Origin of the sequence: Streptomyces sp. NBC_01497, assembly GCF_036250695.1 — a bacterium.
Lineage (GTDB): Bacteria > Actinomycetota > Actinomycetes > Streptomycetales > Streptomycetaceae > Streptomyces.
Genome location: NZ_CP109427.1, coordinates 8,294,560 through 8,320,884 on the forward strand (window position 1 = coordinate 8,294,560; position 26,325 = coordinate 8,320,884).

The 26,325-nt window shown below is 69.3% G+C and carries 20 protein-coding genes; 11 read left to right on the forward strand and 9 right to left on the reverse strand.

The window, feature by feature from the left end; all coding sequences use genetic code 11:
* Positions 1–191: 191 nt before the first annotated feature.
* Together OG310_RS34970 and OG310_RS34975 are read left to right on the forward strand one after the other, a co-directional pair.
* Positions 192–941: an oxygenase MpaB family protein gene (locus OG310_RS34970; protein WP_329459867.1), complete on the forward strand. Its 750-nt coding sequence runs from the start codon at positions 192–194 to the stop codon at positions 939–941.
* Positions 942–1,063: 122 nt separating this feature from the next.
* Entirely contained in the window at positions 1,064–1,681 is a 618-nt protein-coding gene (locus OG310_RS34975; RefSeq protein WP_329459868.1) for a TOPRIM nucleotidyl transferase/hydrolase domain-containing protein, read from the forward strand.
* A gap of 345 nt (positions 1,682–2,026) precedes the next feature.
* Here OG310_RS34975 and OG310_RS34980 read toward each other — a convergent pair whose 3' ends face one another.
* From OG310_RS34980 to OG310_RS34990, 3 genes are all read right to left on the reverse strand, one after another.
* Positions 2,027–3,340 carry a YcaO-like family protein gene (locus OG310_RS34980; protein ID WP_329459869.1) on the reverse strand — a complete coding sequence of 438 codons (1,314 nt, stop codon included), beginning with the start codon at positions 3,338–3,340 and terminating at the stop codon, positions 2,027–2,029.
* 82 nt (positions 3,341–3,422) lie between these two features.
* Entirely contained in the window at positions 3,423–3,575 is a 153-nt protein-coding gene (locus OG310_RS34985; RefSeq protein ID WP_329459870.1) for a hypothetical protein, read from the reverse strand.
* Between the two features lie 369 nt (positions 3,576–3,944).
* On the reverse strand, positions 3,945–4,637 hold the full coding sequence (locus tag OG310_RS34990; protein ID WP_329459871.1) for a VOC family protein: 693 nt from the start codon (positions 4,635–4,637) through the stop codon (positions 3,945–3,947).
* A 249-nt stretch (positions 4,638–4,886) separates the two neighbouring features.
* On the opposite strand from OG310_RS34990, the gene OG310_RS34995 reads away from it, so the two are divergent.
* From OG310_RS34995 to OG310_RS35010, 4 genes are all read left to right on the forward strand, one after another.
* On the forward strand, positions 4,887–5,267 hold the full coding sequence (locus tag OG310_RS34995; RefSeq protein ID WP_329459872.1) for an antibiotic biosynthesis monooxygenase family protein: 381 nt from the start codon (positions 4,887–4,889) through the stop codon (positions 5,265–5,267).
* A 67-nt stretch (positions 5,268–5,334) separates the two neighbouring features.
* Positions 5,335–5,523, forward strand: coding sequence for a hypothetical protein (locus OG310_RS35000; RefSeq protein WP_329459873.1), 189 nt, complete (start codon positions 5,335–5,337; stop codon positions 5,521–5,523).
* Positions 5,520–6,917 (forward strand): RNA-guided endonuclease TnpB family protein, encoded by a 1,398-nt coding sequence (locus OG310_RS35005; protein WP_329460521.1) that lies wholly within the window; start codon positions 5,520–5,522, stop codon positions 6,915–6,917. The genes OG310_RS35000 and OG310_RS35005 overlap by 4 nt, the downstream gene beginning before the upstream one ends.
* Positions 6,918–6,958: 41 nt before the next feature.
* Positions 6,959–7,165 carry a hypothetical protein gene (locus OG310_RS35010; protein WP_329459874.1) on the forward strand — a complete coding sequence of 69 codons (207 nt, stop codon included), beginning with the start codon at positions 6,959–6,961 and terminating at the stop codon, positions 7,163–7,165.
* Between the two features lie 313 nt (positions 7,166–7,478).
* On the opposite strand, the gene OG310_RS35015 is transcribed toward OG310_RS35010, so the two are convergent.
* On the reverse strand, positions 7,479–8,081 hold the full coding sequence (locus tag OG310_RS35015) for a transglycosylase SLT domain-containing protein (RefSeq protein ID WP_329459875.1): 603 nt from the start codon (positions 8,079–8,081) through the stop codon (positions 7,479–7,481).
* Between the two features lie 1,320 nt (positions 8,082–9,401).
* Between OG310_RS35015 and OG310_RS35020 the strand changes: the two genes are divergently transcribed.
* From OG310_RS35020 to OG310_RS35035, 4 genes are all read left to right on the forward strand, one after another.
* Positions 9,402–11,636, forward strand: a complete 2,235-nt coding sequence (locus tag OG310_RS35020; protein ID WP_329459876.1) for a serine/threonine-protein kinase — start codon at positions 9,402–9,404, stop codon at positions 11,634–11,636.
* Between the two features lie 532 nt (positions 11,637–12,168).
* Positions 12,169–12,600 carry an SRPBCC family protein gene (locus OG310_RS35025; protein ID WP_329459877.1) on the forward strand — a complete coding sequence of 144 codons (432 nt, stop codon included), beginning with the start codon at positions 12,169–12,171 and terminating at the stop codon, positions 12,598–12,600.
* 1,314 nt (positions 12,601–13,914) lie between these two features.
* Entirely contained in the window at positions 13,915–15,711 is a 1,797-nt protein-coding gene (locus tag OG310_RS35030; protein WP_329459878.1) for an FAD-dependent monooxygenase, read from the forward strand.
* A gap of 585 nt (positions 15,712–16,296) precedes the next feature.
* The gene (locus OG310_RS35035) at positions 16,297–16,797 is read left to right on the forward strand and encodes a GNAT family N-acetyltransferase (protein ID WP_329459879.1); all 501 of its coding nucleotides are present in this window, start codon (positions 16,297–16,299) and stop codon (positions 16,795–16,797) included.
* 917 nt (positions 16,798–17,714) lie between these two features.
* On the opposite strand, the gene OG310_RS35040 is transcribed toward OG310_RS35035, so the two are convergent.
* From OG310_RS35040 to OG310_RS35055, 4 genes are all read right to left on the reverse strand, one after another.
* Positions 17,715–18,452, reverse strand: a complete 738-nt coding sequence (locus tag OG310_RS35040; protein ID WP_329459880.1) for an SDR family oxidoreductase — start codon at positions 18,450–18,452, stop codon at positions 17,715–17,717.
* A 523-nt stretch (positions 18,453–18,975) separates the two neighbouring features.
* On the reverse strand, positions 18,976–19,443 hold the full coding sequence (locus tag OG310_RS35045; protein WP_329460522.1) for an HAD family hydrolase: 468 nt from the start codon (positions 19,441–19,443) through the stop codon (positions 18,976–18,978).
* Between the two features lie 13 nt (positions 19,444–19,456).
* Positions 19,457–19,708 carry a hypothetical protein gene (locus tag OG310_RS35050; protein ID WP_329460539.1) on the reverse strand — a complete coding sequence of 84 codons (252 nt, stop codon included), beginning with the start codon at positions 19,706–19,708 and terminating at the stop codon, positions 19,457–19,459.
* A 373-nt stretch (positions 19,709–20,081) separates the two neighbouring features.
* A complete protein-coding gene (locus OG310_RS35055) occupies positions 20,082–20,624 on the reverse strand; it encodes an RBBP9/YdeN family alpha/beta hydrolase (protein WP_329459881.1) in 543 nt (180 codons plus the stop codon).
* A 352-nt stretch (positions 20,625–20,976) separates the two neighbouring features.
* Here OG310_RS35055 and OG310_RS35060 point away from each other — a divergent pair, with 352 nt between their 5' ends.
* Complete coding sequence (locus OG310_RS35060) at positions 20,977–22,380, forward strand: FAD-binding oxidoreductase (RefSeq protein WP_329459882.1); 1,404 nt, start codon at positions 20,977–20,979, stop codon at positions 22,378–22,380.
* A 367-nt stretch (positions 22,381–22,747) separates the two neighbouring features.
* Here the strand turns inward: OG310_RS35060 and OG310_RS35065 are convergent, their stop codons facing one another.
* A complete protein-coding gene (locus OG310_RS35065) occupies positions 22,748–25,891 on the reverse strand; it encodes a BTAD domain-containing putative transcriptional regulator (protein ID WP_329459883.1) in 3,144 nt (1,047 codons plus the stop codon).
* Positions 25,892–26,325: the final 434 nt, after the last annotated feature.

The following is a 26,325-nucleotide window of genomic DNA, read 5'->3' on the forward strand; positions in this document are numbered from 1 at the left end:
GGGGCTGTCGGCAGGGGAGGGGTGCCGCGAGGCATGGCGCGGCGGCCGGGAGGCCTGGCGGGCCTCGGTACGGCGAGCCGCGCTCCCCGCCCGGTCGGTGCCATTGCGTTTGGCGTGTGGTGTTCGCGGTCTCCCCTAGGGTGATGGATTCCCGTCATCGGAGCGCTGCGGCGCGGTAGGGCGACACCACAATGATCAGTGAGGCAGCGGCACACGAGGTCTACCGTCAGCTGGCGTTGCTCGACTTCCCCGAGGAAGTGCGCATGGGGCTGAACCTGGGCTTCTACCGTACGTTCGCCGTGCCCGGCATCGCCACGGTACTGACGACGACGGGCAAGATGATCGAGCGGCCGAAGGAACGTGCGAAGGCGACCGGTGCCTTGATGTACAGCCTCATCGAGAACGGCCTCGACACGCCCGAGGGCACTTCCGCTGTGGCGCGCCTGACGGCCCTGCACGCTCATCTCCCGGTCGACGAGGCTGAGTTCGTGTACGTCCTGGGGGCGTTCTGTACCGCACCGCTGGAGTACATCGACCGGTACGGGTGGCGGCCGGTCACACCTGCGGAACGGGAAGCCGCCTACGTGTTCTACGCGGGGCTGGGCCGCCGCATGGGAATAGCCGGTGTGCCGGGATCGTATGCGGCACTGGAAGCTTGGATGTCCGACTTCGAGGTACGCACATTTGAGACGACAACCGAAGGCCGGGCGCTGCTTGAGGCCACCAGCGGCCTCCTGGCCTCGCGACTGCCACGCGTCCTCGCGCCGCTGGCACGCAGGGCCGCGGACACTTTGTTCGATGAGCGACTGCTGACGGCATTCGGGCGCAGGCCGGCACCCGGAGTGGCCCGATGGGCGATGCGGAGAGGACTCGCGTCGCGATCCCGGATCCTCCACGCGCGCCGACGCCTGAATGGCCCGGGCGGGCGGCAAGGAGCGTGACGTGGTCGGTGGCCTCCAGGCCACGTGTACCTCAGCCGGGCCGGGGCCCGAGGACCGTCGAATCGCCGGGGCCGTCGGAAAATCGTGTGCCGAACCATTCCATGGACGTGCAGACTTGCTCTGTGGCGGACGTGAGGGAGTTCCGGGATGCGCTCACGGCTTGGGCGAAGGGCGGTCCTGACGGGCCGGCGCGCGACCTGGCGGAGAGCCTGGGGGCGCGCACCGCGGTGCTTCTGGAAGGGCTGAGTGATCTCGCCGCCGTCGAGGCGTTGGCCGCCGGGCGGGGTCGGGACCTGGCCGCCGAGGGAGTGGTTGCCGTGCCGATGGGCGGGGCGATGAGCGTGGGCCGTTACGCCCGCCTCCTCGGGCGGCCCGGCCTCGGCCTGCGTGTGACGGGACTGTGCGACGAGCGCGAACAGGGCTTCTACGAGCGTGGTCTGACACGGGTCCAGGCGCCGCCCGAGGACGTCCACGTATGCGCGGCGGATCTGGAGGACGAACTCATCCGCGCGCTCGGCACGGCAGGAGTCGAGGAGATCCTGCACGCCGAGGGCGACTTCCGCGCCTGGCGGACCTTCCAGCGCCAGCCCGCACAGCGCGGCCGGGAGCTGGGCCAGCTGCTGCGGCGCTTCCTCGGCACGAAGAAGGGCCGCAAGATCCGCTACGGCCGTCTCCTGGTCGAGGCCCTCCCGCCGGACCGGACGCCGCCCCCGCTCGACGGCCTCCTCGCCGGGCTGTGAGGTCGTCGACCGTGCCAGTGGGTACACCGAGCGGGTCCGGGCAGCCCGGCAGGTGACCGCCGGTCGCATACGACCAGTCGGGATTCGAATCGATCAGCCACGGTTTCGCGGTGACGACCGCGCAGCCTCGCCCCGGTCCCCGTCCCTCCGCGGCTGAACACCGATGAGCAGATCACACTGCCGACCATCCTGGACCACCTACGGGAGCCGGCCCTCGCGAAAGCGGCCGGTGTCCCGGAGCCCGAGGTGCACGGCCAGGCCGAGGAGACCTCCGGGACGTTCAGCCCCACCACGGGGACGCGTCGGTACCGTTCCCTTCGCGTACGGGTGGCCCCAGCCGGAGCGCTACGTGTCCGACACTCGTCCGTTGCCCCCGCCTGCCGTCTGTGACGAGGGAGACAACCCGGTCAGGGCGGTGCGTCCGCGCGGTCCCGGTAGGACGAGTTGGCCGCTCGTGACCAGCATGAAGCGTTCCATGCCGGGGATGATCACGTTCAGGACGGACAGGTGGTCGCTCACATGACGCTGCCACACGCGCGGGGTGAAGCCCGCACGGTGCAGGGTCTCGCAGAGCGCCTCCAGGTACTCGGCCGGGGTGGCCGGGGCGGGCGTTTCGCTGAAGGGGATGCGGGCGGTCCGGGGGATGCGGAAGTCGGCCAGGTAGCAGCGGTGCAGCGCGGGATAAGCCTCAGTGCAGACATACCTGCGGCCCTTCTCGCCGGATGCGGCTCTCAGGCCGCTGTGTGTCTGGATCAGTTCGTTCAATGCCTGCTCTGCCGCGAAGCAGGCGGACAGAGAAGCGCCGAAGCCCCGCAGGAGGCTCGGCACCGCGGGCTCGGTCGCCGGGCTGTGGGCCCAGTAGGCGGGCACACCCACATCGGTGGTCATCTCCAGCAGCCACACCCGCCGATCGAGGCGACGTTCGGCCTCCTCGTGCAGAGCTGCCAGTGCTGCGGGCAGAGTGCCGGTGTCGATGACGGGCAGGGTGGCCGGGGCCGGGGAAAGGAACTGTCCGATCAACAGTATCGAGATGGCGTCGCGTTCGATGACTTCGTTGATGGCGTGGACCATCGCCTCGGCCGGAGTGGCCCCTGCGGCCCAGCCATTGGTGACGGAGTACCTACGCAGGGCCGTGTAGTCGTAGCTGTCCCCGGCGGCGGCACGCGCCGCCGCTTCCTGATGGAGGTAGTCCGGCGTGGACAGGAACACCGGCACGAGCATCTCGTCACCGGCGTGGCCGGGCAGGGGCGTGTAGGGCAGGCAGGCGATCGGGACGTCAGGGCCCTCGGCCAGCAGGGCACAGGCCGCGTCCCGCGCCAGTTCGCCGGCAGCCGCCTCGTGGGCACCGCGTAGCACGACGCTGGTCTGTGGCGGCATTCCGGCACTGAGGTGGTGTTCCAGCGCTTCGAAGATCGCCCCGACCCGGGCGGCCTGCCGTCGGCCCTTGCCGAAACCCGTTCCCCGCGTCACCGGCACGCCGTCCTGTTCGAGGACGCAGCGCCATGCGCCGGGTTCGTCCGTCGTCAGCGGATCGAGGCGGGCGCTGAAACCGAGTTCGGCCACGGCGACCAGACCGTGCTGCCACGCCTGGGCAAGGGGAACGCCCCGCTCACCGTAGTGCGGGACGTCGCTACGGGCGCTGGATGCTGAACTCGGCATGGCGAGGCCTTCCCCGGGAGGGCTGACAGGGCAACCGGTGGCGGGTGCGCGGCGTCTCACGGCTGCGTACCCGCCCGTCGCATCACGCGCGGTGGGCCGCCGCCTCAGCCGTCTTCGGCTGCTCGGCGTCCTGCTCTTCCAGCTGATCCAGCAGTTGCTGCTCGCTGGCGAACAGTTTCACCTCGGTTGGAGGGGTGGGAGAGAATCTCCAGTTCTGCCCGAATACATCGCCCATGATCTTCTCCTTTGACGAGCGTTCGCGCCCCGTAGGCCTTCGGAGTCGTATGGCCTGCTGGGGCTCATCAGTTGACGCCCGGCGACAGTCCACTGTCGGGGACAGCCACCCGGGCCGGGCCGGACACCCGGGACCTGCCCAGCCGGCGCACCTTCCAGCCGCATCCACGGCACAGTCCACTCGCCCAGTCGAGCGCACGCACAGCGCACGACGTCGACCCACTGCGCCGTGCGTGCCCCACCCGATCAATCGCCTGAAACGCCACCGCGCGGTTGCCACGAGATGGGACGAGCTCACCGTCCGCCATGAGGCGACCGTCTTGTGGAAGCCCTCAACGAGTGGCTGTGACCAGCACGGTCGAGGGACTTCTCAGCTGTCCCGACCCTGCCATGTGGTCAAACAGGCTTCGTTCCCCTCCAGGTCGGCAAGTACCCAGAAAGCGGGGGCGCGGGTCGCGGACACAAGTCGGCCTCCAGCCGCCAGTGCGGTCTCGATCCGCCGGTGTGCCTCGTCATGCGGAACACATATGTCGAAGTGAATGCGATTGCGCTGTGGGCGCGCCCGGTCCATCTGCTGGAACCAGATGGCCGGGCCCTGCCCGACCGGGTCGATGAGCGGATCCTCCGGTCCCTCGGCACCCGCCTCATCGGTATAGCCCAGCACCGCCTTCCAGAACGGCCGAATCCCGGCGATGTTCAGTGCATCAACCGCGATCTCCAGAAGCTGGACGGACCGCGCTGCCCCGGTTCCGATCTCGGGCTCCGCCAGAAGCCCGAACCTGCCGGCGGTGGCGGATATCTGACGCGCGAGTTCAGCATCTCGGGCAGTAACCGCTGCGCGGTCCAACGACTGCAGAGTGAAGACGACCCGATCCGAGCGGACATCGACCCGAAGGTGCTGGTCGGCGTCGTCGCCGCACACCGCGACCGCGTCCGCCGCCAAGCCCATCGCCTGAGTCAACGATCCGACCCGGACCGACGTTCGCAAACTGCCCAGCAAGAAGCGCCACCCGTCGTCCCGGACCGCATCCGATGCTTCCTGCCGACTCAATATCTGCTCCATGGCCGCATCCTTGCAGCCGCGCTGCCGGCCAGGCCGCAGTACTTCTGAAACGGGCCCTCGTGGCACATCAGACGACCTTCTCCGTTCGGATTCCGGGTCTCGCGCGCCGTTCTGTGAGCCGACGGCTCGTGGCCGTTTCCGGGAGCTGGATGAGTGCTCGGACAGCCTTGGTCAAGGGCCGGATCCCTTATGCCTCCCGTTCAGGAAAGACGCTGGAACGTTGCGCGCATCCCGCTCTACGGTGACGCCATGAGCATGCACCCGGAAGCGACTGTCGCGCCCGTCGAGGCCCATGAACCTCCCTACTACGTGGCGGTGTTCACCACGGTGCGGACCTCGCACCAGCTCGGCTACAGCGACACCAACGCACACTTGGAAGATCTGGTGCAGGACGTGCCCGGGTTCCTGGGGATGGACCACGCGCAGACCCCTGGCGGGCTGTCCATCACCGTCGCGTACTTCCGCGATGCGGACGCTCTCACGGAGTGGCGGCGCAACGCCGAGCACCGCGCGGCGCAAAAGCGCGGGCAAGACGAGTGGTACCAGAGCTACACGCTGCATGTGGCGAAAGTGGAGCGGAGTCACGGGTTCACGCGAGCCCAGGTCCCGCAGAGCTCGACAGCACGCTGACCAGCCGACGTCACGTGGCGAGCGCCTGCCACAACGTCAGGTCGGGGCATGCGCGATCATGATCGTTATGGACGCTCGTTTCCTTGGCATCGCTGATGTGGCCGAAGTCCCTTCCGTGGCGGTCGTGGTCGACGTCATGCGTGCTTTCACCGTGGCTGCCTGGGCCTGTGCCCAGGAGGCAGAGAAGATCGTCTTGCTGAGTCGCTGGACGAAGCCCTGGCGCTCAAGGCCCGCCACGGGGATTGGCTGGCGCTGAAGGATGGTCCGCCCGCGCCCGGGTTCGACATGGTCAACTCGCCTGGCCTGCTGCGCTCTGTCGACCTCGGCGGACGGACCGTCGTACAGAAGACCACGGCGGGGACGGTCGGCGCTCTCGCGGTCAAGGAAGCATCTCTGGTGCTGTGCGCCGGCTTCGTGGTGGCGGAGGCAACGGCTCGGCTCCTACGGGCACGCGAGTGTGACAGGGTCACGTTCGTCGTCACGGGCGAAGATGGGCAGGCCGATGAAGATCTGGCATGTGCTCAATACATCGCTCGCAGGGCCACCGAGGCCTGGACGGATGCTGCCGAGTTCGTCCGCCGCGCTGCCGCGTCACACGCCGCCATCGAGCTGGCGGAGGGGGTGCGTCAGGGAGTCCATCCCGATGACGTTGCGCTCTGTCTTGAGGTCGACCGGTTCCCCTTCGCCATGGTGGCGACCGTGGAAGGCCCGCTCATGGTCCTGCGTCCGCACGCGATGCCTTCGCCGACTGACGAGGACACCCGGCAGTCGGTCCGGTTCACCGCCAACGCCGGATGGAAGATCACGACCGGAGGGAAGCTCCGGCTGCCGAAGGTCGGTGACGTTCCGCTCAGGTGGTCGCGCTCCCTGCCGTCCACCCCGTCCACGGTGACCGTGCTCAAGGACAGCGCGGGACGGTACTTCGCTTCGTTCGTGGTCGCAACCGAGCCCGGGACGCTGCCCGCCACGGACAGCGTGGTCGGCGTCGACCTGGGACTGACGCACTTCGCGATCCTCTCGGACGGCACGAAGATCGACAGCCCCCGCTTCCTACGCCGGGCCGAGAAGAAGCTGAAGAAGGCGCAGCAGGATCTCAGCCGCAAGGCCAAGGGGTCGAAGAACCGGGCGAAGGCCCGGGTCAAGGTTGCGCGTGCCCACGCACGGACGGCCGATGCGCGGCGTGAGTTCCACCACCAGCTCTCCACCAAGCTGATCCGCGAAAACCAAGCGGTTGCAGTGGAAGACCTGGCGGTCAAAGGGCTCGCCCGCACCCGCCTCGCCAAATCCGTGCACGACGCCGGATGGTCGGCGTTCACCACGATGCTGGAGTACAAGGCGGCGAAGTACGGCCGCACTTTCATCCGCATCGGACGCTTCGAGCCGACGTCCCAGGTGTGCTCGCAGTGCGGCGTCAAGGACGGCCCCAAGCCCCTGCACGTCCGTACGTGGACATGCAGGGCCTGCGGCGCCCACCTGGACCGGGACATCAACGCGGCGGTCAACGTCGCCAAGGCGGCCGGACTGGCCGTATCAGCCTGCGGAGCGCGGGTAAGACCGGGACTCGTCCCGGCACAGCGCGAAGAAACAGGAACCCACCCGAAGCCCCAGCCGGCGACCACCGGCAGACAGACGGGAATCTCCGTCCTTTAGGGCGGAGAGGATGTCAATCCGCGTCCAAGTCCGCGGCCACCATGCTCACGGTGCAGTACGCCAAGTCCCAGCCGGGCATCAAGTTCAACGCGGTCGAGCCCGGGACGACCGCGACCGACCTGACCGCGGCATTCGGAGTCGGAAGGACGGCGGAGGAGAGTGCCAGGGTCGTCGTGCGTCTCGCAACTCTCGACGAGAACGGTCCGACAGGCACTTTCCAGGACGAAAACGGGGAGGTGCCCTGGTAGTTGTGTGGAACGCGACGGGGCGGGCCGAACGGGCCGGCCGTCGACTGTTTCCACCCGCCCCGACGGCACGCGGAAGTGGCGAGAAGGCGTGCTACGGCACCTTCGCGGCACCGTCCTCCTTGGGGTCTGAACCCGTCATCCCGTCGACCTGCTGCCCGGCCGGTTGGCATCGATCCTGGATGCCTGCGGGCCTTACCTTCGGGGCACACGCCCAGCCTGCAGCCGTGGCCAGGGGCTGAGTCGCAGCCGGCCCTGCGGAGTCGGCCGTCCCACGGCCGCAGAGGGCCGTGGGGTGTGCGGTCAGTCCGCCGGATCAGTAGGCGGAGTTGACGTTGTCCATCGAGCCGTACTTGTCGGCCGCGTAGTTGGCCGCGGCGACGATGTTGGCGACGGGGTCGGTGAGGCTGTGCTTGGTGCCCTTGACGTGGTACGTGTCGAAGGTGGGCTGAATGACCTGGAGCAGGCCCTTGGAGGGTATGCCGTTGCGCGCGTTCACGTCCCAGTTGTTCTGTGCCTTGGGGTTGCCGCTGGACTCGCGCATGATGTTGCGGTGCAGGCCCTCATAGCTGCCGGGGATGTGCTTGACCTTCATGATGGCCAGCGACTCGCGGATCCAGCCGTTGAGGTCGTTGCCGTACTTCTTGCTCTTGACGATCTCGGAGACGGTGTCGGCGCGCTTGGCGCCGGGGGCCTTCTTCGCCGCTGTGGCGTGGTGGGCGGCCTTCTCGCCGTGGTGCTGGGCGGCAGTGACGGTGGAGACCGACACGGGCGCACTGTGGGGCGCACTGTGGACGGGCTCGGCGGCGTGGGCCGAGTGCGGGGCCAGGGTCAGTGCGCAGGCAGCGGCGCCGGCGGCCGCGATTCCGGCCACGGAGGTCTTGCGGACGTTCAGGGCGCGGCGGGTGGTGGCAGTCATGGGTGTACCTCTCCATTAGGGGACGTCGTGGGGAGGCCGACAGGGGGGTCGGCGACACGGGTGAGGCGCTGGGGCCGTGTCTCGTGTCGTGGGGCCGGTGTCTGGATGGCGGGCGATGTGCTCTGCCCGGTCCGGCGCGGCTCCCCGGTACCTCCAACACCTTGCGGGAGGGCCCCGGCCGCTGGCAATCATGTGACCTACTACGCCATATAGTGACAAAACGGACATAAGCGTGAGAGGCCTTGCGCCACAGGGGGAAGGCCGGTCGCGGGCCTACTAGGCACAGTCCTGTGTGACGCGGGCCCTATGCCCGAGCTCACAAGCAACCGGTCCCCCAGCCCCCGGATGTCCACCGCGCGTCACATCCCGTACACAGCGACGCCGCACCCAAGGGGCGCGTGGGCCGCCTCGGCCACACCCGCGCCGCTGGTGCCGAGGAGGGCCGGGCTCGATCAGGGCGATCCCGATGGCGCGCCCGGCTTCGGCGGTGTCCGCATCAGCATGGCGTCGGGTGCCGCAGGTGCCCGCTCGACGGGGATGCGATCAGGCCGGCGCAGATGGCGTGGCCCGATGCGTCGATGATTGCCGTGCGCACGCTCTCGACGGCCGCCGAGTGGTCGAAGGGACAGGGTGTGCGGATCCCGCGTCACCGCCGTGGAACTGCGGCGGCCCGGCGCGGGCCGCACATCCAGCACCCGCGTCATGCCCCTGGGCGAGAAGGTGCTCACCGCGCCTGCCGAGGAGTTATTCGGTCGGTGCGTCACGGCCCGATCACCCAGTGGTTTCCCTGGGCTTCCCCGCCGGAGTTCGCCAGAGGGGGAGCAGGACAGCGGCGGCCTGCCGAGACACCTGACCTCGGGCTTGGCAGGTGGCAGGTGGCAGTGGTGACCGCAGCTACCGCTACGAAGGGCGCGGTGGACACCCCGCTCGACTCCGCCTTCCGGGGCGGCGAGTGGGGTGACCGCCACAGTGCTGCCCGCATGGCCAGAAAACCCGTGGTCCGAAGAACTCGTGCGCCCGGAGAACTCATGGCCGAAGAACGACGGCCTCGCCTTCGGGTACCCCGTCGGGGACCAGCCGTCGTGCGACTACCCGGACCAGGGGCTCCCGTTCGGCCACGGGGCCTTTGGATGTTCCACGAAGCGTCGAAGGCCCGCCGTGCTCCTCTCGGTCCTCGTCGTGTGCGGCATGTGGGCAGGCCTGGCCTTCGTGTTCGTCACCCGCTTTGCCCTGCCGCACTGCCCTGCGGCTAGTTTGTGTGCAGGACAGGTACACAAACCCGTGCGTGCACAGGTGCACGGGGACGGGAGGTCGGGAAGAGTGTCGCTGCGCGGAGGTGATCCAGCCGAGATCGGCGGCTATCCGCTTGAGGCGCGGCTCGGCTCGGGTGGCATGGGCACGGTCTTTCTGGCCCGGACGAGTTCGGGGAGACCTGTTGCCATCAAACTGATCCACCAGCAGTTCGCGGGGGACGACGAGTTCCGGATCCGTTTCCGGCAGGAGGTGGCGGCGGCGAGGCAGGTGAGCGGCGCGTTCACCGCCGCCGTGGTCGACGCTGCCCCCGAGGCCGAGCAGCCGTGGATGGCGACGACCTATATCGAGGGGGACACGCTCGCCCAGCACCTCGCCGCGAGGGGCCCGCTGGGCGGAGCGGAGCTGAGGAGGCTCGCCATCGGGCTGGCGGAGGCGCTGCGCGACATCCACCGGGTGGGGGTGGTCCACCGTGACCTGAAGCCCTCGAACGTCGTGCTCTCGGCCGAGGGCCCGCGCGTCATCGACTTCGGCATCTCGCGCGCCGTGGACCAGCAGACGCTGACGATGACGGGGCGGGTCATCGGTACGCCGCCCTTCATGTCGCCGGAGCAGTTGCAGGCGCCGCGTGGTGTGGGGCCGCGCTCCGATGTCTTCTCGCTGGGGACGCTGCTGGTGTACGCGGCGACGGGCCATGGACCCTTCGACGCGGACAGCCCCTACATGACGGCGTATCAGGTGGTGCACGAGGAGCCGACGCTGGGTGCCGTCCCGGCGGTCCTGCGGGCAGTCGTCGAGTCGTGCCTGGACAAGGAGCCGACGGGGCGCCCCTCGGCGGACGAACTCCTCGTGCTGCTGCGAGACCTGCCGGCCGACCTCGGCGGGAGCGACACGAGCGGAGCCGGCGCGGGCCGCACCCGCGACATGATCACCCAGCACGACATCGCGACGCCGCCCATCTCGGCGCCGATCGCTCCGGTAGACCGAGGCACCGGGGCCACCGGCACCGCCATCGGCCGCCGTCTGCACGGCCGATGGCGTCCCGTGCTCGCGGTCGTGGTCGCGGTGGCAGCGATCGGCGGGGGAGTCGCCGTGCTGAAGGCAGGCGGCTTCGGGGGGAACAGCGGCGGCGACAGGGACAACAACGTCGCGCCGTCGGGCGCCGCACTTCCGGACGGCTTCGAGCCGTGGCGCAAGACCGTGCCGGGCGGTCAGGAGGACATCCCCGACGAACTGCGCTGCCTCGCGCACGGCGACGCGCTGTTCTGCGGGGGCGGCGGTGTCGTCGCGACCCGCATCCGGGCGGTGGACGGTTCGCGGGTGTGGACGGTGAAGAGCCCGGGCGTCCCCGTCCAGGGTGTGCACCTGGTGGGCGCCACCGGCGATACGGTGCTCGGATACCGCTTCGCCGCCCAGGACGACCCGCAGGACCCTGCCAGCGAGGTGGTGGCCATGGACGCCGACAGTGGCCGGGAACTGTGGTCCGTGCCGTCCGGCGCCCAGTCGGAGGCCGTCACGGGCCGGTCCCAGGACGCCCTCGTGGTCGGTTCCACCGTCGTGACGGTCGACGCTTCGAACTCCCGCTTCGAGGACCGGGACGCGCACAGCGGTGACGTCAGGTGGGCGACGTCGTTCCCCGCGGGTACGCAGTGTGCTCCCGTGCCGGTGGGCCCACAGCTCTTCGCGATGTGCGCGACGGATGCGGAGGTGGATGCCTCGGAGGTGCGCCATTCCACCCTGTACCCCGTCGACCGTGCCTCGGGGTCGCTGGGCAGGCCCGTCGCGGTCAATGGGCCCGCCGCCGTGCCGATGGGGGTCGCCGACGGCAAACTCGTACTGCTTCAGGGGCACATGGACGGGACGGCGCTGGCGGGCTACGACGGGGTGGCGCGGGTCGACCCGGCCTCAGGCAAGGTCACGTACTCCCGACTGGGCAGGACGTACGAGGGGACGCCCGGTATGGCGGGCGGCATCGTCTACATGAGCGGGCAGACCGGTCTCATCACCGCGTTCGACCCAGCGACCGGCCGGAAGAAGTGGTCGCGGCAGACAAGCGTCGAGGGCGCGTCGGGCCCCGTCGCGGGAGCCGACGCGCTGTATTTCAGCTCGGCCACCGGCCGGGTGGTCGCGCTGTCGCCCCACGATGGCAAACCCCTGTGGACCACGAACCCACAGGCCGATGGTTTGACGGGTGACCAGGGCGCGAGCCCGCGTGTGACCGTTGTGGGGCGTGAGGTCGTCGTGGCCGCGACCCAGAACACGCTCTTCGCCTTCGACGCGCGGAAGCCGCCGAAGGCGGGCTGACCCCGGCGGCACCGGCCGCAGGTGGTGTCTCCCTGCGGGGTACGCCACCTGCGGCGAAGGCCAGGGGCAGACACATCGGTGTCCCCATAGCCCGTAGAGGAATCGAGCCGATGGCGCCGTGACCGATGCGGGTGGGGGTGATCGACCGCAGGATGTCCCGGCTCCCGGCTCCCGGCTCCCGGCTCCCGGCTCCCGGTCCCGGCTATCGCGGCCCGGACCACCGCCCCGAGCGCACACCGGGCAACTACCCGGCTCCTCGGACTCGCAGCCACTCTCTGCTTCTACGAACGACTCCTCAGGGTGAAGGGACCGACAGGCAGGCCGGGTTCGCCCGTGCCGAGAGGGCGGCCTGATCGAGGGCCCCGGGGTGCCTGGAGCGGCCACGTCAGCCCGGCCGCACGCGCCCGCCGCCCCCGGGTTCGTACGGCGCCACTCGCTTGTGCGTGGAGCGTGTTGTGGAGGGTAGCCGGGCGGCAGACGCTGATTGGCCGTAGCCGGCGAACCGGACACGGCCCCGAGGAGAGGTCCGCCCGTGTCGTCGTCCTTGATGGAATCCGTGGATGTGCAGGTCCCCGTATCGGTGAGCTGGAGCCTGTGGAGCGATGTGACAAGCTGGCCGCGCTTCCTGCACCACGTGGAGCGTGTCGATCGCATCGACGACCGTCACTTCGCGTGGAAACTCTCCCTGCCGGGTGCCGACAAGATGTTCGTGGCCGAGCTCACCGAGGTGGTTCGCGAGGACCGGATCGCGTGGCGGACAACGGAGGGGGTACACCACGCGGGCGTGGTGACCTTCCATCGGATCAGTGACACGGCGAGCCGGGTGGCACTGCAGATCGAGTACGACCCGCATGGTTTCATCGAGCACTTGGGGGCGCTGACCAACCTCGACTCGACTCTCGCCAACTACGACCTCGGGCAGTTCCAGCAGTTGGCCGACGAGACGGCGGCGCGCGGCCGTTGACCTCTGCCGCGACTGATGGCTGAGCCGGGTGCCTGGCGACCAGCCGCAACAGTGCTTCCTCTGCCTGCTGCGTCAGCGCAGTCACTCGCCGGCGGAGGCGAGAGCTTTTCCAGCGTGCCGCAACGAGCCCCCGCGGTCACCGGGAGTGCGGCGGTCGACTGCGGGGGCTCAGTCGGCGTCCGACGCTCACCTTACGAGCGGCGTCCTTCCAGTGGATTGCGGCTGGAGGGCGCCGCTTTCGCCGTGGAGGGCGACGGCTGGCCGCACCCGCGAGGAGAGCAGTGAGGCGTGTCGCTGCGAGCCGCCGGCAGCGAGGCGATGGGCCGCTCTGCCGGACGGATGACTCGCCAACGGGGGAGGCCTGGCCCGCCGGGCGCCGGCAAGGCGGAGAGCACGCACGGGCGCGGCCCCAGGCCGATTCCGGTCCGCAGAGACGTGGGCGTGGAGATCGATGTCCAGTGGGGCGGCGGGATGTCAGCGCAACGCGATCCGGATCGTAGTGGAGCCGGCGGGGTCGTGGGTGCGCACGGTGTATCACGGCCCGTCGACGTCGCGCGGCCTGTGATCCGTTGACTGCTCCGTTTCTGGGGGTTTGTTGGTGGATCCGCTCCGGACGCTGAACGTGCCGCGCCCTGCGGGCGGGCGCGTCGTGATGGACCTCGGGCCTCGCTGGGCGCCCCCCGGAGAGCGTCACGGAGCCCTGGGCGTCGTCGTGCCCTTGTGGGCCCCGGACGGGGAGTCGCGCGAGAGCGTCGCGGGGACGGGACGCTGCGAAGGCAGAGCCGGTCGGGGCGAGGGGGCAGCAGGCCTGGGGCGGCGGAGACCGACGCCGCGGCCGGCAGGGGTGGCAGTCGCTGCGAGCAGCACGGCGGAGTCGGCCGCGTGCCCCGTGCCGGAGCGAGGGGACAGCCGCGTAGGCCGGCGCCATTGCGTCCCCCGACCGTGTGCGCGATCAGCGGCGCGCGCTCGGGACGCTGGAGCCGCCAGTCCAGGCAGCCGGGGCCGTAACCACGAGCTTCTGCCCACGCTGTAGCTCTCCGACCGTGGTCGACGAGCCGACAGCCGTCCCCTGTGCGGTTGGTGGTGAACCGTCAGGCCCCTCCGTTGCTAATTGACTGATCAATCAACTCTGAGCATAATCATCCCGGACCGGCCCCCGACATCGGCCACGGCTGCACACAGAGACCTCCAGGCGTGAGCGGCGCGTGAGCGATCGCGCCGGGTTCGTCATGTCGCGTGAGCCGGACTCGGCTGCGTGAAAGCGGGCTCTGCCCATCTCCTTCTACGGCGACCTCGCCACAATGCGGAAGAGGCATGAAAGTGTCCCAGGAAATCGATGCACACGTTCCCGTCCTGATAGTTGGTGGCGGCGGAGCCGGCCTCACCTCGTCGATCCTGCTGTCGAGACTCGGCGTCCCTTCGCTCCTCGTCACCCGCCAGCCGACCACGACACGGCTGCCACGCGGTCACATCCTCAATCAGCGTTCTATGGAAATCCTGACCGACACGGGCGTCTCTGCCGACATCAGGGCGAAGAGCACGCCTCCGCAGAACATGAGGGGTGTTGCCTGGTACTCGGGACTTTCCGGCGAAGGGCCCAAGGACGCGCACGGCCGCCGTCTGGGCTTCGTCGAGGGATGGGGCGCGGGCTACACGGACCCGGACTACGTCGCGGCGAGCCCGGAGGCCGCCACCAATCTCTCGTTGCTGCGCTCGGAGCCGATTCTCAAGGCGCACGCCGAGAGTCACCCCCTGGCGACGATCCGGTTCCATCACGAACTGGTCGATCTGGAACAGGACGCCGACGGGGTGACCTCCACCATCCTGGACCGCGGCACCGGAGAGACCTACCGGGTGCGGTCCTCCTACGTCCTGGGTGCTGACGCCGGACGCACGGTGGGCGACCTCGCCGGCGTGAAGGTGACCATGCATGACACTTTCCGAAAGCTGATAAGCCTTTACCTGTCTGCGGACCTGTCGCGCCAGCTGCCCAGCGACGATTCCATTCTTACCTGGGTGTTCAATCCCGACTTCCCGGAGCACCTGGACTACGGTGCCGTGCTGGTGCCGCAGGGCCCGGATCACTGGGGTCGGAACTCAGAGGAGTGGCTGCTCGCCGTGTCCAGGCCCGACCTGGACGAGTCACAGCCCGAGAAGATGCTGCGCTGGGCCAGCGAGGCACTGGGCATTCCCGACCTCAAGGCGGACGTTCTCGGTGTGAGTGAGTGGTACCTGGAGCGCTTCCTGATCGACGATTTCCGGGCCGGGCGGGTATTCCTGTTGGGCGACGCCGCACATCGTCTCCCCCCGTCCGGAGGGCTGGGCCTCAACAGCGCGATCCAGGATGCCTACAACCTGTGCTGGAAGCTCGCCGCCGTGCTGGCGGGGCGAGCCGGAGACGCCCTGCTGGACACGTACAGCGCCGAGCGCCGACCGGTGAACCTGAACAACATCGAATGCTCGATCAAGGCCGTCAGCGGCCAGGGGTCGATGGCCTCGGCGCTGGGACTGTCGACGGACAAGAGCGCCGAGGAGAACTGGACGGAGCTGAGCCGGTTCTGGGAGGACTCTCTTCCAGGCGCCGCCGAGCGGCGGCACGAGTTCAACGAGTGGCTCGCCGCAAGCACGCTCGAGTACCACCAGCACAACGTCGACTTCGGCTACACCTACGACTCCACCGCGGTCGTCGGTGACGGATCCCCGGCGCCCGTCTCCCCTGACGAGATCCGCCTGTACCAGCCCAGCACCAGGCCCGGTCATCCGCTGCCGCACGCGTGGGTGGAACGCAGCAACGAGCGCCTGGCACTGCGCTCACTGGTTCACGACGGACACTTCGCGCTGATCGCCGGTGAGAACGGTGCGCGGTGGGTCGAGGCAGCCGAGAAGCTCGCGCAGGCAGAAGGCATTCCGCTGCGCACCGCGCGGGTGGGACTCGGCGCGGTCGACCTCATCGACATCCGGCTGGCCTGGCAGCGCAACCGTGAAATCTCTGCGGAGGGAGTTGTCTTGGTGCGCCCTGACGGGTACATCGCCTTCCGCTCGGTCGACGCGGCCGACGATCCGCTGGCCACCCTCACCGCCGTCTTCCAGCAGGTGCTCGCCACCGGCTGACCGGACTGGAAGGGCTCCGCCACCGACGTCGGCCGGAACACCGTGAAACCACTGTTGTACGTGGCGCTCGGGAGAGTCCGCACTGCCCGCAACCCGCAACCCGCAACCCGCAACCGGCAACCCGCAACCGGCAACCCGCAACCCGCAACCCGCAAGCCGCACAGCAGCCCGCAGCTGCAGCCCCAGCCGCAGCGAAAGTAGCCCAAGCTGTCGCGATCGACCCGTCCATAGGGGCCGGATGATCCGGTGGCTACTTCCGCGGCGTCGCAGAGCCGCACGTTCGGGAGGCGTCGCACTGGCCTCAACGCTTCGTTGGTGATGGTGTGCGGATCCTGAGCGGGGGCGTCGCAAGTGCCTTCTGGGCTGGGGTGATGAGGCTTTCCCGGGCTTCTGTCATCACAGCGAGAAGGCACTTTCTGCGTGGGGACCAGTGGGCCGCCTCCGCAGCTTGCGTCTCCGCCGGCCGGGGGTGGTGGCCCACGTCGGTTCCCGGCTACTGCTGTGACTGCGTGGTTCACGGTTTCGGGCGAAGACCGGACGTTATCCCGTTGCTGTTGCTTCCGTCAGTGCGGCAGGGTCTGCGTCATGGTGGAACTACGTACTGTGGAATCGGACGACTGGCCGATCTGGCGGGAACTGCGGTTGGCAGCCCTGGCAGAGGCGCCCTACGCCTTCGGGTCGACACTTGCCCAGTGGCAAGGAGCCGGTGACAGCGAAGACCGCTGGCGTGCGCGTCTGGAGATTCCCGGCGCACACAACGTCGTTGCGGTGGTCGACGGTCGTCCTGCGGGGATGGCGAGCGGCGTTCCCGTTGAGCATGCGGAAGACAGCGCCGAGCTGATCTCGATGTGGGTCAGTCCCGCGGTCCGGGGCGGAGGGGTCGGCGACTGTCTGATCCGGGAAGTCGCACGGTGGGCCGTGGAGCGAGGCGCCACGTCCTTGAGTCTGTCCGTGATGCCGGACAACAAAAGGGCTGCCGCTCTCTACGAGCGCCACGGATTCATGGACACCGGTGTGCCGGGTGACCCGCTGCCGGATGGCATGGGCAACGAACAGGTCATGGCCAAGGATCTGACGAACGGCTAGGCAGGGCACCTTCTCGCTTGCTCACGCGCCCACGGCGAAGGGGCGCCCGCCTCGGATGCCCTTCTCGCCGCGGATGCGGATGCGGACGCGCTCGCGGCCTTCGGCGGCCGAGCGGCCGGGGTGACGGGCGTTGGCGTCACGCCAGGACAGGCAGGCAGGCGTGCGGGCCGGGCAGGGCAGGGCTTCGCACCGTAGGCTGTGCACCGGGAGATTCGGGTGGTCGGGGCGGTGATGCTGAACTGTCCCAATCACCTCGCCTGGGCCTCGATCGGGTTGCCCCAAGAGGCGTAGGCCGGCTGACGCACAGCTCGACCCGGACACACTGCGCGCAGGCGTGCGGGCACGCGGCACCAGGCACGACTCGGCCAGGAACGTGGTCGAGGTGACGGTGAGGTTCCCCGACACTGGGAGGCCCTCTCCGCCCTGCCCCTGCCGCGCGAACGACCGAGGGGGCTGTCTGCGGTTCCGTCGGCGGGCGGCAGCGCCGTGACGTCCGCGTCCAGTGCGGCGGTGGCGTGCGCCCGTGTCCGGGCACACGGCAGTGCAGGCTGTACGGCCTCCGGCAGGCCGCGTCACGAGGCGGTCGAAGCATCATGGTGAGCACCGGAGTCGGCAGTCGCGCCGGAGGCACCGCTCACCTGCCCTCGTGACCCGCACCGGTGTATGACGTTCAACCAACCCTTCAGGCGGTCAACGCCGTTCGTGGGTCGCGGCGATGAGGACGGCGATGTCGAGGCGGGCCGGGGGCTTTCCGAAAGCGGCAAGACCCCGGCTGTTTCCGCCTCATGTGATGGCACCGCGCTCCACTGCGTACCGTGCCTTGCGGACCTCACGGTCGACGCGGACCTCACGGTCGACGGGGGAGGCCCCGGCCCGCCGTTCCCCGGTGCGCAGGATCGACGGGGTTTCGCAGTGGATCAGAACATGCCTCCGCCGGCGCCGATCGTCTGGCCGGTGATCCAGCGGCTCTGCTCGGAGACCAGGAAGCGGACGACATCGGCGATGTCGTCCGGCTGCCCGACCCGGCCGAGTGGTGTGTTCGCGACCTCGGCGTCGATCACCGCCTGCCCGGCGTCGACCAGGGCCGACGTCAGGACCGCGCCGGGCAGCACGCTGTTGACCGTGATGCCGCGGGCACCCACCTCGTGGGCCAGTACCCGGACCAGGTGGTCGACGGCGGCCTTGCTCGCCGCGTAGACGCCGGTTCCGGTACGGGGCATCAGAGTCAGTCCGGCGGAGATGGCAACGATGCGCCCACCGTCGGGGAGCCGGATCGCGGCCTCACGCAACGCGATGAACGCCGACCGCACGTTCGTGGCGAAGATCGCGTCGAACTGCTCGTCGGACGTCTCGACGATCGTGCCGTGGTTCACGTTGGCGGCGTTGAGCACCAGGATGTCGAGGCGGCCGAACTCCTTCTCCGCGACATCGAACAACCCGCGCAGTTGCGTGGCGTCGGCGATGTCAGCGGGTGCGGCGACCGCGGTGCCACCGGCGCGCTGGATGCCGCGTACTACGTCCTCGGCCTGCTCGCGCTCCGGCGGGTAGTAGTTGACGACTACGCCGGCCCCGTCCTCGGCGAGGTGTTCTGCTATCGTCCTGCCAATTCCCCGCGACGCACCCGTCACCAGCGCGACCTTGCCCTGCAGTGCCATGGAATGACCTTCTTCAGTGGGACCGGATTCGCCCGGCGCAGAATGATGACGGTGGTCAGACTACGGTTTGCGGTGGGCCCCCCGCACCCACGACCCCCACCCTCCGGACGACCTCTCCAAGCCGTTCGGGCAGCCGTCTTGACTGACCGTGGACCGCGGGGGCACCCACCGCGAGCAGGACGAGTGGGCGGGCTGGAGGCTCGACAAGCCATGCGGAGTGTGCTGCACCCTGGGCGGGGGAGGTACAGCACGTTGAGGTCAAGGGCGCCACGGGGTCCGGGACGGAGCGTCGGGCCGGCGGACAACGAGGATCTGTACGCCCGGGGACAGGCGCGACACAGGTCGACCGTGCATCGTCAGCCACACCGAGGTCGGCAACCGGACCGACCCGTATCCGGGAGTGGCGGCAAGGCCACGCTCTTCACCGGTCAAAGGGCCGCCGAGCAAGGCATGGGACTCCGTGGGGCGTTGATCCGGGCCGTCCCACTCACGGCGGCCCACTCACGGCGGCTGTGAGAGCCGGTCAGGCGTCCGTGCCGGGAAGATGATCGGGGAGGTCGGTGAGCTGTTCGACGCGGATCACCGTCTGATCCGCCGTCGGGGATGGTCCACCGGTGACGAAATCGATGCCGCGGTCCAGCCAGATGCCGGTGAGACCCGCACGCGCGGCCGCGTGTACATCGCTTTCCAGCATGTCGGCGACGTTGACCGCGTGCGCGGGGTCCGTCCCCATCCGCCGGCAGGCAGTGGCATAGGCGACGGGCTTGGCCGCACCGAGCTCAGTCGGGGTCAGGACCGCTTCGAGGTATTCGAGGAGGCCGAAGCGGTCCAGCTTGGCGCTCTGCTGCTCGGGGTCCCCATTGGTCAGAACAGCCAGACGCGGTCCTCGGGGAAGAGGTCTCAGGGTCTCCAGACACGGCTGGACATCGGGGTAGCACCGCCAGGACTGCTCGAACACGGTGAGGTAGCGCTCGGCGATCCAGGCGTCCAGAAGGTCCGGAGATTTAAGGAAGCGGCTCGCCGAGCATCGGCAGGAAGGAACGGAGCCTGCGTCGGTGGTGCTCTGCGAAGGAGCACTGACCGGCCAGGTACTCCCGCATGTCGCGCGCCTCCAGCATCCACCACAACGTCCCGAGCTCCTCCGGTGAAGCCGCCCGGTTCGGGGCGGCCTGGACGATGTGGCCGATTGTTTCCCAGACCGCGCTTCGATGATCAACCAGGGTGCCGTCCAGATCGAAGAAAACCACATCAGCCATGCGGCGATCGTCTCGTAGTGCCGGCCCCTTGCGCGAGTGCTTCTCGTCGCGTGCGCGGGTGAGCCGACTGAGCGCCGCCGTTCACCGCCCCGTTGCTGCCCGCTCTCCCGTCGGCCCGAACGTCCGCAGGGGATCACGGTGAGGACCCGCTCGATTTCGAGGAGGCGCGCCAGGCGCTGCCGTCAGATCAGTGGCCCACACGCCGATGTGGAAAGACGCATCTCGTGACGACGCCGGCGCCGGCTCTCGCTTCGCCGAGGACCGGTGCTACGGCGACACGCCGCACTGTTCCGACGCACCCGCACCGCGTGGGTCGCCGATCGGCCGGGGCAAGGAGCCGGGGGAGTGGAGCCGGCGCCCGAACAGGTGGGAATCAGTCGGCGGTCTCGGCGAGGAGGTCTCTGAGCAGCTCCTCACCCTGGGGCCATGGGCCGAAGCCTGCCTCGGGGTTGACATGGCCTGCGTCGCCGAGGACCACGAACCGTGCGCCCCACTGGTCGGCCAGCAGACGGGACGAGTCGATCGCTGCCCAGGGGTCGGTGCTGCTGGCCGCCAGGACAGTCGGGAACGGCAATGGATGCGCCGCGGGTGGGCCGAAGCCCGCGATCGGCGCGCCCCGGGACGCCGAGTAGCCGATATCGGGCGGCGCCACCAACAGGGCTGCACGGATCTGGCCGTTGTGTCGGTGAGCCCAGTGAGCGACGGCGTGACAGCCGAGGCTGTGTGCGACCAGCACGACCGGTCCTGTGGCCCGCTGGATGGTGTCATGCAATGCGGCAACCCACTCGTCCCGGTCCGGTCGTTCCCAGTCGCGCTGCTCGACCCGAACGGCGCCGGGCCGGTCCCGGATCCAGTGGGACTGCCAGTGACTGAGACCGGAACCACCCAAGCCCGGCACGACGATCATGTTCTCCATGACGGGGACGGTAGCGCGCCGCTCCCACTGTCATCGAGCACCCCCGGGCCGAACGCCGACTCGGACCGGTGGCGGCGCGATGGGCGGGGCGGAGTCTGACGGTCACGCAGGCGCTGTCGCCACACCCCACCGCCTCGCCCCGTACCGGCCTGTCGGTCCCGATCGACGGCTGGGTCGAACCGCCGAGTCGGCTGCGACATTTTTGTGGCCTATGTCCATATTTAAGTGGTTATCGGCTAAATCTATGTGGCCGGCCGGGCCGGACGGTGTGAACGTGGAGAACGGGCACGGAGTTCCGGACCTGTCCGGCATACCGGCTCCGGAACATTCCCGTGCCCAGAGGATGTATGTGATGACTTTTAGTGATTCATCCCTGACGTCGGTCCTGCCGGAGGACGCCATGGTCCTCGGGGCCGCTGTGGCGGGTTCGGTTCTGCTGCCGGGCGACGTGGGATACGACGACGAACGTGCCCTCTTCAACCAGAATCACGACCTGGCGCCCGCGGTGATCGTGGTGGCGGAGAGCGCGGCCGATGTCCAGGCCGCTGTCAATTTCGCGGCGAGGCAGCAGCGGCCGGCCCTGGTGAAGACCACCGGCCACCAGATGGTCGGCCCGGCGCACGGCGCCGTCGTGATCGCGACCCGTCGGATGGATGACGTCGCCATCGACACGGTCGGCCGCACGGCGCGGGTGGGCGCCGGAGTCCTGTGGGCCGAGGTCATCGAGAAGGCGGCCGCGGTCGGACTGGCTCCTCTGAACGGATCGAATTCAACGGTGGGAGTCTCCGGTTACACCCTGGGCGGGGGGCTCAGCCCGACGCTCGGCCGTTCCCACGGCTACGCCGCGGACCACGTGCGCTCACTCGACGTGGTGACCGCGGACGGCGAACTGCGGCATGTCGACGCGCGGTGCGAACCCGAACTGTTCTGGGCGCTGCGCGGCGGCAAGGGCAACTTCGGAGTGGTCACCGCGCTGGAGTTCGACCTGTTCCCTGTTCCCCGGCTCTACGGTGGCGGGATCTACTTCCCCGGCGAGCGGATGGACGACGTACTGCGAGCCTGGACCGCCTGGCACCCGCGCACCCCGGAGACCATGGTCTCGTCGTTCGCTGTGCTGCGGTTGCCACCGCTGCCCGAAGTCCCCGAACCGCTGCGCGGGGCATTCGTGGTCGCCCTGCGCTTCGCTTACACCGGCAGGGCCGAGGACGGCGAGCGGATGACAGCGCCGCTGCGGGCCGTGGCCCCGGCGGTCCTGGACACCGTGAGGGACATGCCGTACACCGAAGTCGGGTCGATCCACAACGAGCCGACCCAGCCACTGCCCTATTACGAACGAAGCATCACTCTGCGGGAGTTCCCCACAGAGGCGCAGGACAAGCTGGTCGAACTCGTCGGCCCGGACTCCGACACCACCATGTGGATCGCCGAACCACGCGCCCTGGGCGGCGCATGGGACCGGGAGCCGGCGGTGCCCAACGCGGTGGCGACCAGAGGTCTGCCGTACGTCCTGCTGGGCGTCGAGGTCGGTCCGCTGTCTCAGGAGCAGCAGCACAAGGAGTCGGTCGCCGCGCTGCTCACGGGTATGGAGACCTGGCGGGGTGACCGGCCGCTGGTGAACAACCTCGCCCCGGAAGAGGCGGCCGACGCCGCCGCGATCTACGGCCCCGAGCGTTACGAGCGCCTGGCCGCCGTCAAGAAGCTCTACGACCCGGCCAACATGTTCCGGATCAACCACAATGTGGTGCCCGCTGCCTGACCGGACACCGGCCGACCGGGCAGCGCCGGACGGATGCGCTGCCGCATCGCAGATCCCGGCGCACCCGGCCCACCCCGGGTACCGGTGGGGACACCGTCTGTTTGGCGCTGTACGGACCGGGCCGTGGGCCAGGACGGACGACACACCGCTGATGTCCACGTGTCGGGGGCAGGGCGGAGAGGAAGGCCACGGTCTCCGCGATGTCGATGCCGCTCAGGTACGAGATGCCGTGGAGCAGACCGGCCCTCATGCCGCCGTTCCGTGGGGTTCGAGACGGGTGGTCAGGGCAGTCAGCACGGCTCCCGGCCGTCGACGGCACCCGACCTGACCCGGCCGCGGGCGGGCAGGGCGCCGACCAGAGTGCCGTTCACCGGTCTTCTTCGTCTGCGTGCCGCACGGGGGATGCCCTGTGCGACCACGGGCCGCCGTCGGTGCCTTCGCGCCTCGCGGTGTGCTCCTTGAGCAGGCTCGCGAAAGGCCATTGAGGCCGCAAGTAGACGTATTCGCCCCGCTCCTCGATCTCCCGTGCGGCCAGAGCGATGGTCCGCCGTGCCTCGTCCTCGGCACCCGTGTACAGCTCGGCGTCCGCGAGCAGCCCCAGGTGCAGGGCCCGGCGGAGCAGTGTCCGGTGCTCCGCCGCCTCTCGCAACGCGCCGCGCATGCGGGCCAGTCCTTTCTCGCGCAGGCCCTGATGCACCTCGGCCCAGCCGAGCGGGACGGCGAGCATCCTGTGCCAGTAGGTGAGCTGGCACCGGGCAGCCAGATCCAGCCCTGCCCGGCCGGCCCTCCAGGCGCCTTCGACGTCGCCTTCCACGACGGCGAGTACGGCGTCCACGTAGCGGGCGAAGGCGCGGTCCCACGGCCTGTCGTAGTGGTGGGACTTGGTCAGTCGCAGGAGGTCCGAGCGGTGGCGCAGAGCTTCGGCCTGATGGCCGCTCAGCCAGTGGGTGAGCGCCAGGTAGGCGCGGTAGTCGATGCGCTGGTCGTGCAGCAAGGAGTTCAGGCGGAGTTCCCCGTCGGGAGCGACCAGGAGCCGGTCGATGATCTCGACCCCCTGGTTGAGCACGGTGAGTGACTCCTCCAGACGGCCACTGACATGGAGTGTGACGCCTTCCGCGTAGCAGCCCGCTGACTTGGCCTGGTCTCCGCCACCGTATTCGGCCAGCTCGTGCAGCAGGCCGGCACTCTCGGCCGCCGTGGCGTACCGGCCCTCGGCGATGGCGACGATGGCCTGCGTGTGCAGCAGTTCGGTCGGCTGTGTGTTGTCGAGCAGATGCTCCAGGTGCAGGGCTCGTCCGAAGGCGCCCTTGACCCGCCGCGAGCCGTAGCCCTCCAGAACGGCCCCCAGCCACATCAGCCTCTTCCTCAGGAGTAGTTCGACGGCGAGCGCCTCCTCGTCCGCCGGCAGCTCCGCGAGGACGGAGGCCACGTCTTCCAGGCGGTGCTTGGCGTCGGTGTGGAAGAAGCGCTCCTGGGCCTGATCGGCCAAGTCCAGCAGAGGATGCACTCCTTTGCCCGCACCGAGGGCCCGGGCGGCCTCACGGCAGTGGTGGCGGATCTCCGCGGTGTCGTCCCCGGCCCGGTACCGCGCGGCCAGGGCTGTCGAGACGTCCTGGTGCCATCGGGCGCGGGCGACGGGCTGTGCGTCCTCCAGCAGGAAGTCGCGAACGAGGCCGTGGCGGAAGGACAGGAGGTTCCCGTCGGCGGCGTCAGGGCGCAGGAGCCCGGTGACAAGGATGTCGTCGACGAGGGTCTGAGGCAGTCCGCGTGAGGCGAGTACGTCGCACAACAGGTGCTGCCTGACACGCGTGCCGATCACGGCGCAGAGGGTGAGGACATCGTACGCCTCGGGGCTGCAGTCACTCAGCCGCTCGTACAGCACCTCACGCACGTCGAAGGGGACCGGTCGCCGGTGCGTGGGATCGGCCGACGTCCGCGTCGCGCGCAGGCCCTGCAGCAGGAACGGGTTTCCGCCGGTGGCGGTGTGCAGTCGCCGCACCTCGTCCTGGGGCGGTGTCGAGCCGCTGACCGTGGCGATCAGCTCGCCGCTCTGCGCCTCGGTGAGGCCCCGTAATTGGACGGTACTGGCATTGCTCTCCTGCAGGATGCGTCCCACGGCCCGCCGCAAGCTCTGGTCCTTGAGCAGGTCGTGGTCGCGCAGGGAGGCGACGACCAGTACACGGGCCCTGTTGATCTGGCGGGTGAGCAGGTGGAGCAGATCCAGCACACGCGGATCCGCGTAGTGCAGATCCTCCAGGAGGCACACCAACGGGCCTCGTTCCGCGGCGGAGAGCACGGCCTGGCACACCCACATCTGACGCTCGAAGTGCTGCGCGGACGTCCACTCGCCCGGAGTCGGGAGATCGATCGGCGCGCGCTGCCCGTCCTCGCCCTGTAACTGCTGGACTGCCTGCTCCCAGACCCAGTAGGCCGGTGACGACGGTACGGCGCTGCATGCGGCGGAGACGACCCGCACCTCGGGACCGGCCATGCGGGCCACTTCCCGGAGCAGTTGTGTCTTGCCGATGCCCTGCTCCCCGATCACGAACAGCAGGTGACCGCCTTCGTGAGTGGAGTCCGCCAACAGGCCTTTGAGTCGGGCGAGTTCTTCCTGGCGGCCGATGTGTCGCCGGTTGGGTGGGGACGCGGGCGCGGCTGAGGCGGTCGTCGACACCGGCACCTGCGGGTGCGGCGTCCGGGTGTCGTGCGCGCAGGGGCCGGCGAGGGAGGACGCGCTGGCCTCCGGGGTGCTCGTGAGTTCCTGGCGAAGGATCTCCCCGTGCAGCGTCTGCAGTTCCCGGCTCAGATCGACCCCGAGTTCCTCCGCCACCGCGATGCGCATCCGTTCGTACGTGAGCAGTGCCTCGGCCGACTGGCCGGAGTGGTACTGGGCTCTCATCAACTGGCTGCCCAGCCGTTCTTGTCCGGGGTTGCGGCGCAGTTCTTCGCTGAGCTGGAGGGCCACCTCCTCGTAGGCGCCGAGCCGGAGGGATGCCTGGGCCCACAGATCCAGCGCGCGCAGACGGATCTGTTCGAGGCGGTCCGCTTCCGTCACGGCGAATTCGTAGTCGCAGAGTTCTCCCAGAGGCCGGCCTTTCCACAGATCGAGGGCCGACCAGGCGACTGTGCGCGCCCCTTCCGTGTCGCCGGATTTGAGCAGTCTCCGACTGTCCTTCACCTTCGCCTCGAATATCACCGCATCGACAAGGCGGGCATCGGCGTCCAGCTGGTATCCGTGGAGATGGTGGGCGACCCGGATGGATCGGTCATGATGCCCGAGTACTTTCCTGAGCCGGGACACGTAGGCCTGGAGTGTGCCGGTGACCTGGCGCGGGGGGTTGTGTCCCCAGATCGCCCCGATGATCGAGGGCAGGGGGACCACCCTGCCCACGTGGGTGAGGAGGATGGCGAGGAGCGCGCGCTGTCTGGGCGGGCCGAGCTCGATGTACTTCCCGTCCGAGCTCAGACTCAGGGGACCGAGAATCTCGAATCGAAGGTGGGACGCAACCACGTCGTCTTGCGCAGTGCCGCTCCGGCTCACATGCATCGATCCCTCAGCTCGAAGTGTCGGTCCGACGGCCCATGGCCCCCCGCACCGCCGCTCTCCCTGTGCAGAGCCGGCGGAAAGGCTTGCCGCCGACGCCGGTGAATATGCAGCAGCAGGGTTCCGGTGCTGTCCCGGCCCACTACCTCTGCGGAACCCGGAAGCGGCCAAGGAGGTATCAGCTCACCTTTCGCCACCTCGCGGGCTGATAGGCACGTCAATGTTCTGTTCCTGGTGATTGGGCCCACGCCGCGGCCTCGGACCGGCTCCAACTACACGCCGTTCATCCCGCCGACGGCGGGCCGCCGGGCGGGACAGGCGGCGAAACCTGCCCGGAACGGCGGTTGTAGACGATCCGGAACGGAGGTTCGCGACGACGGAGGGCAGGGGAATCCGGGTGT

What these genes read in the sequence shown, in the direction of transcription:
- OG310_RS35015 (WP_329459875.1), bottom strand. Translation starts at nt 8,081, where the DNA reads ATGACTGCCACCACCCGCCGCGCCCTGAACGTCCGCAAGACCTCCGTG.
- OG310_RS34995 (WP_329459872.1), top strand. Translation starts at nt 4,887, where the DNA reads ATGAGCATGCACCCGGAAGCGACTGTCGCGCCCGTCGAGGCCCATGAA.
- OG310_RS35040 (WP_329459880.1), bottom strand. Translation starts at nt 18,452, where the DNA reads ATGGCACTGCAGGGCAAGGTCGCGCTGGTGACGGGTGCGTCGCGGGGA.
- OG310_RS35030 (WP_329459878.1), top strand. Translation starts at nt 13,915, where the DNA reads ATGAAAGTGTCCCAGGAAATCGATGCACACGTTCCCGTCCTGATAGTT.
- OG310_RS34990 (WP_329459871.1), bottom strand. Translation starts at nt 4,637, where the DNA reads ATGGAGCAGATATTGAGTCGGCAGGAAGCATCGGATGCGGTCCGGGAC.
- OG310_RS35000 (WP_329459873.1), top strand. Translation starts at nt 5,335, where the DNA reads ATGGACGCTCGTTTCCTTGGCATCGCTGATGTGGCCGAAGTCCCTTCC.
- OG310_RS34970 (WP_329459867.1), top strand. Translation starts at nt 192, where the DNA reads ATGATCAGTGAGGCAGCGGCACACGAGGTCTACCGTCAGCTGGCGTTG.
- OG310_RS35060 (WP_329459882.1), top strand. Translation starts at nt 20,977, where the DNA reads ATGACTTTTAGTGATTCATCCCTGACGTCGGTCCTGCCGGAGGACGCC.
- OG310_RS35035 (WP_329459879.1), top strand. Translation starts at nt 16,297, where the DNA reads ATGGTGGAACTACGTACTGTGGAATCGGACGACTGGCCGATCTGGCGG.
- OG310_RS35055 (WP_329459881.1), bottom strand. Translation starts at nt 20,624, where the DNA reads ATGGAGAACATGATCGTCGTGCCGGGCTTGGGTGGTTCCGGTCTCAGT.
- OG310_RS34980 (WP_329459869.1), bottom strand. Translation starts at nt 3,340, where the DNA reads ATGCCGAGTTCAGCATCCAGCGCCCGTAGCGACGTCCCGCACTACGGT.
- OG310_RS34985 (WP_329459870.1), bottom strand. Translation starts at nt 3,575, where the DNA reads ATGGGCGATGTATTCGGGCAGAACTGGAGATTCTCTCCCACCCCTCCA.
- OG310_RS35010 (WP_329459874.1), top strand. Translation starts at nt 6,959, where the DNA reads ATGCTCACGGTGCAGTACGCCAAGTCCCAGCCGGGCATCAAGTTCAAC.
- OG310_RS35050 (WP_329460539.1), bottom strand. Translation starts at nt 19,708, where the DNA reads ATGGCTGATGTGGTTTTCTTCGATCTGGACGGCACCCTGGTTGATCAT.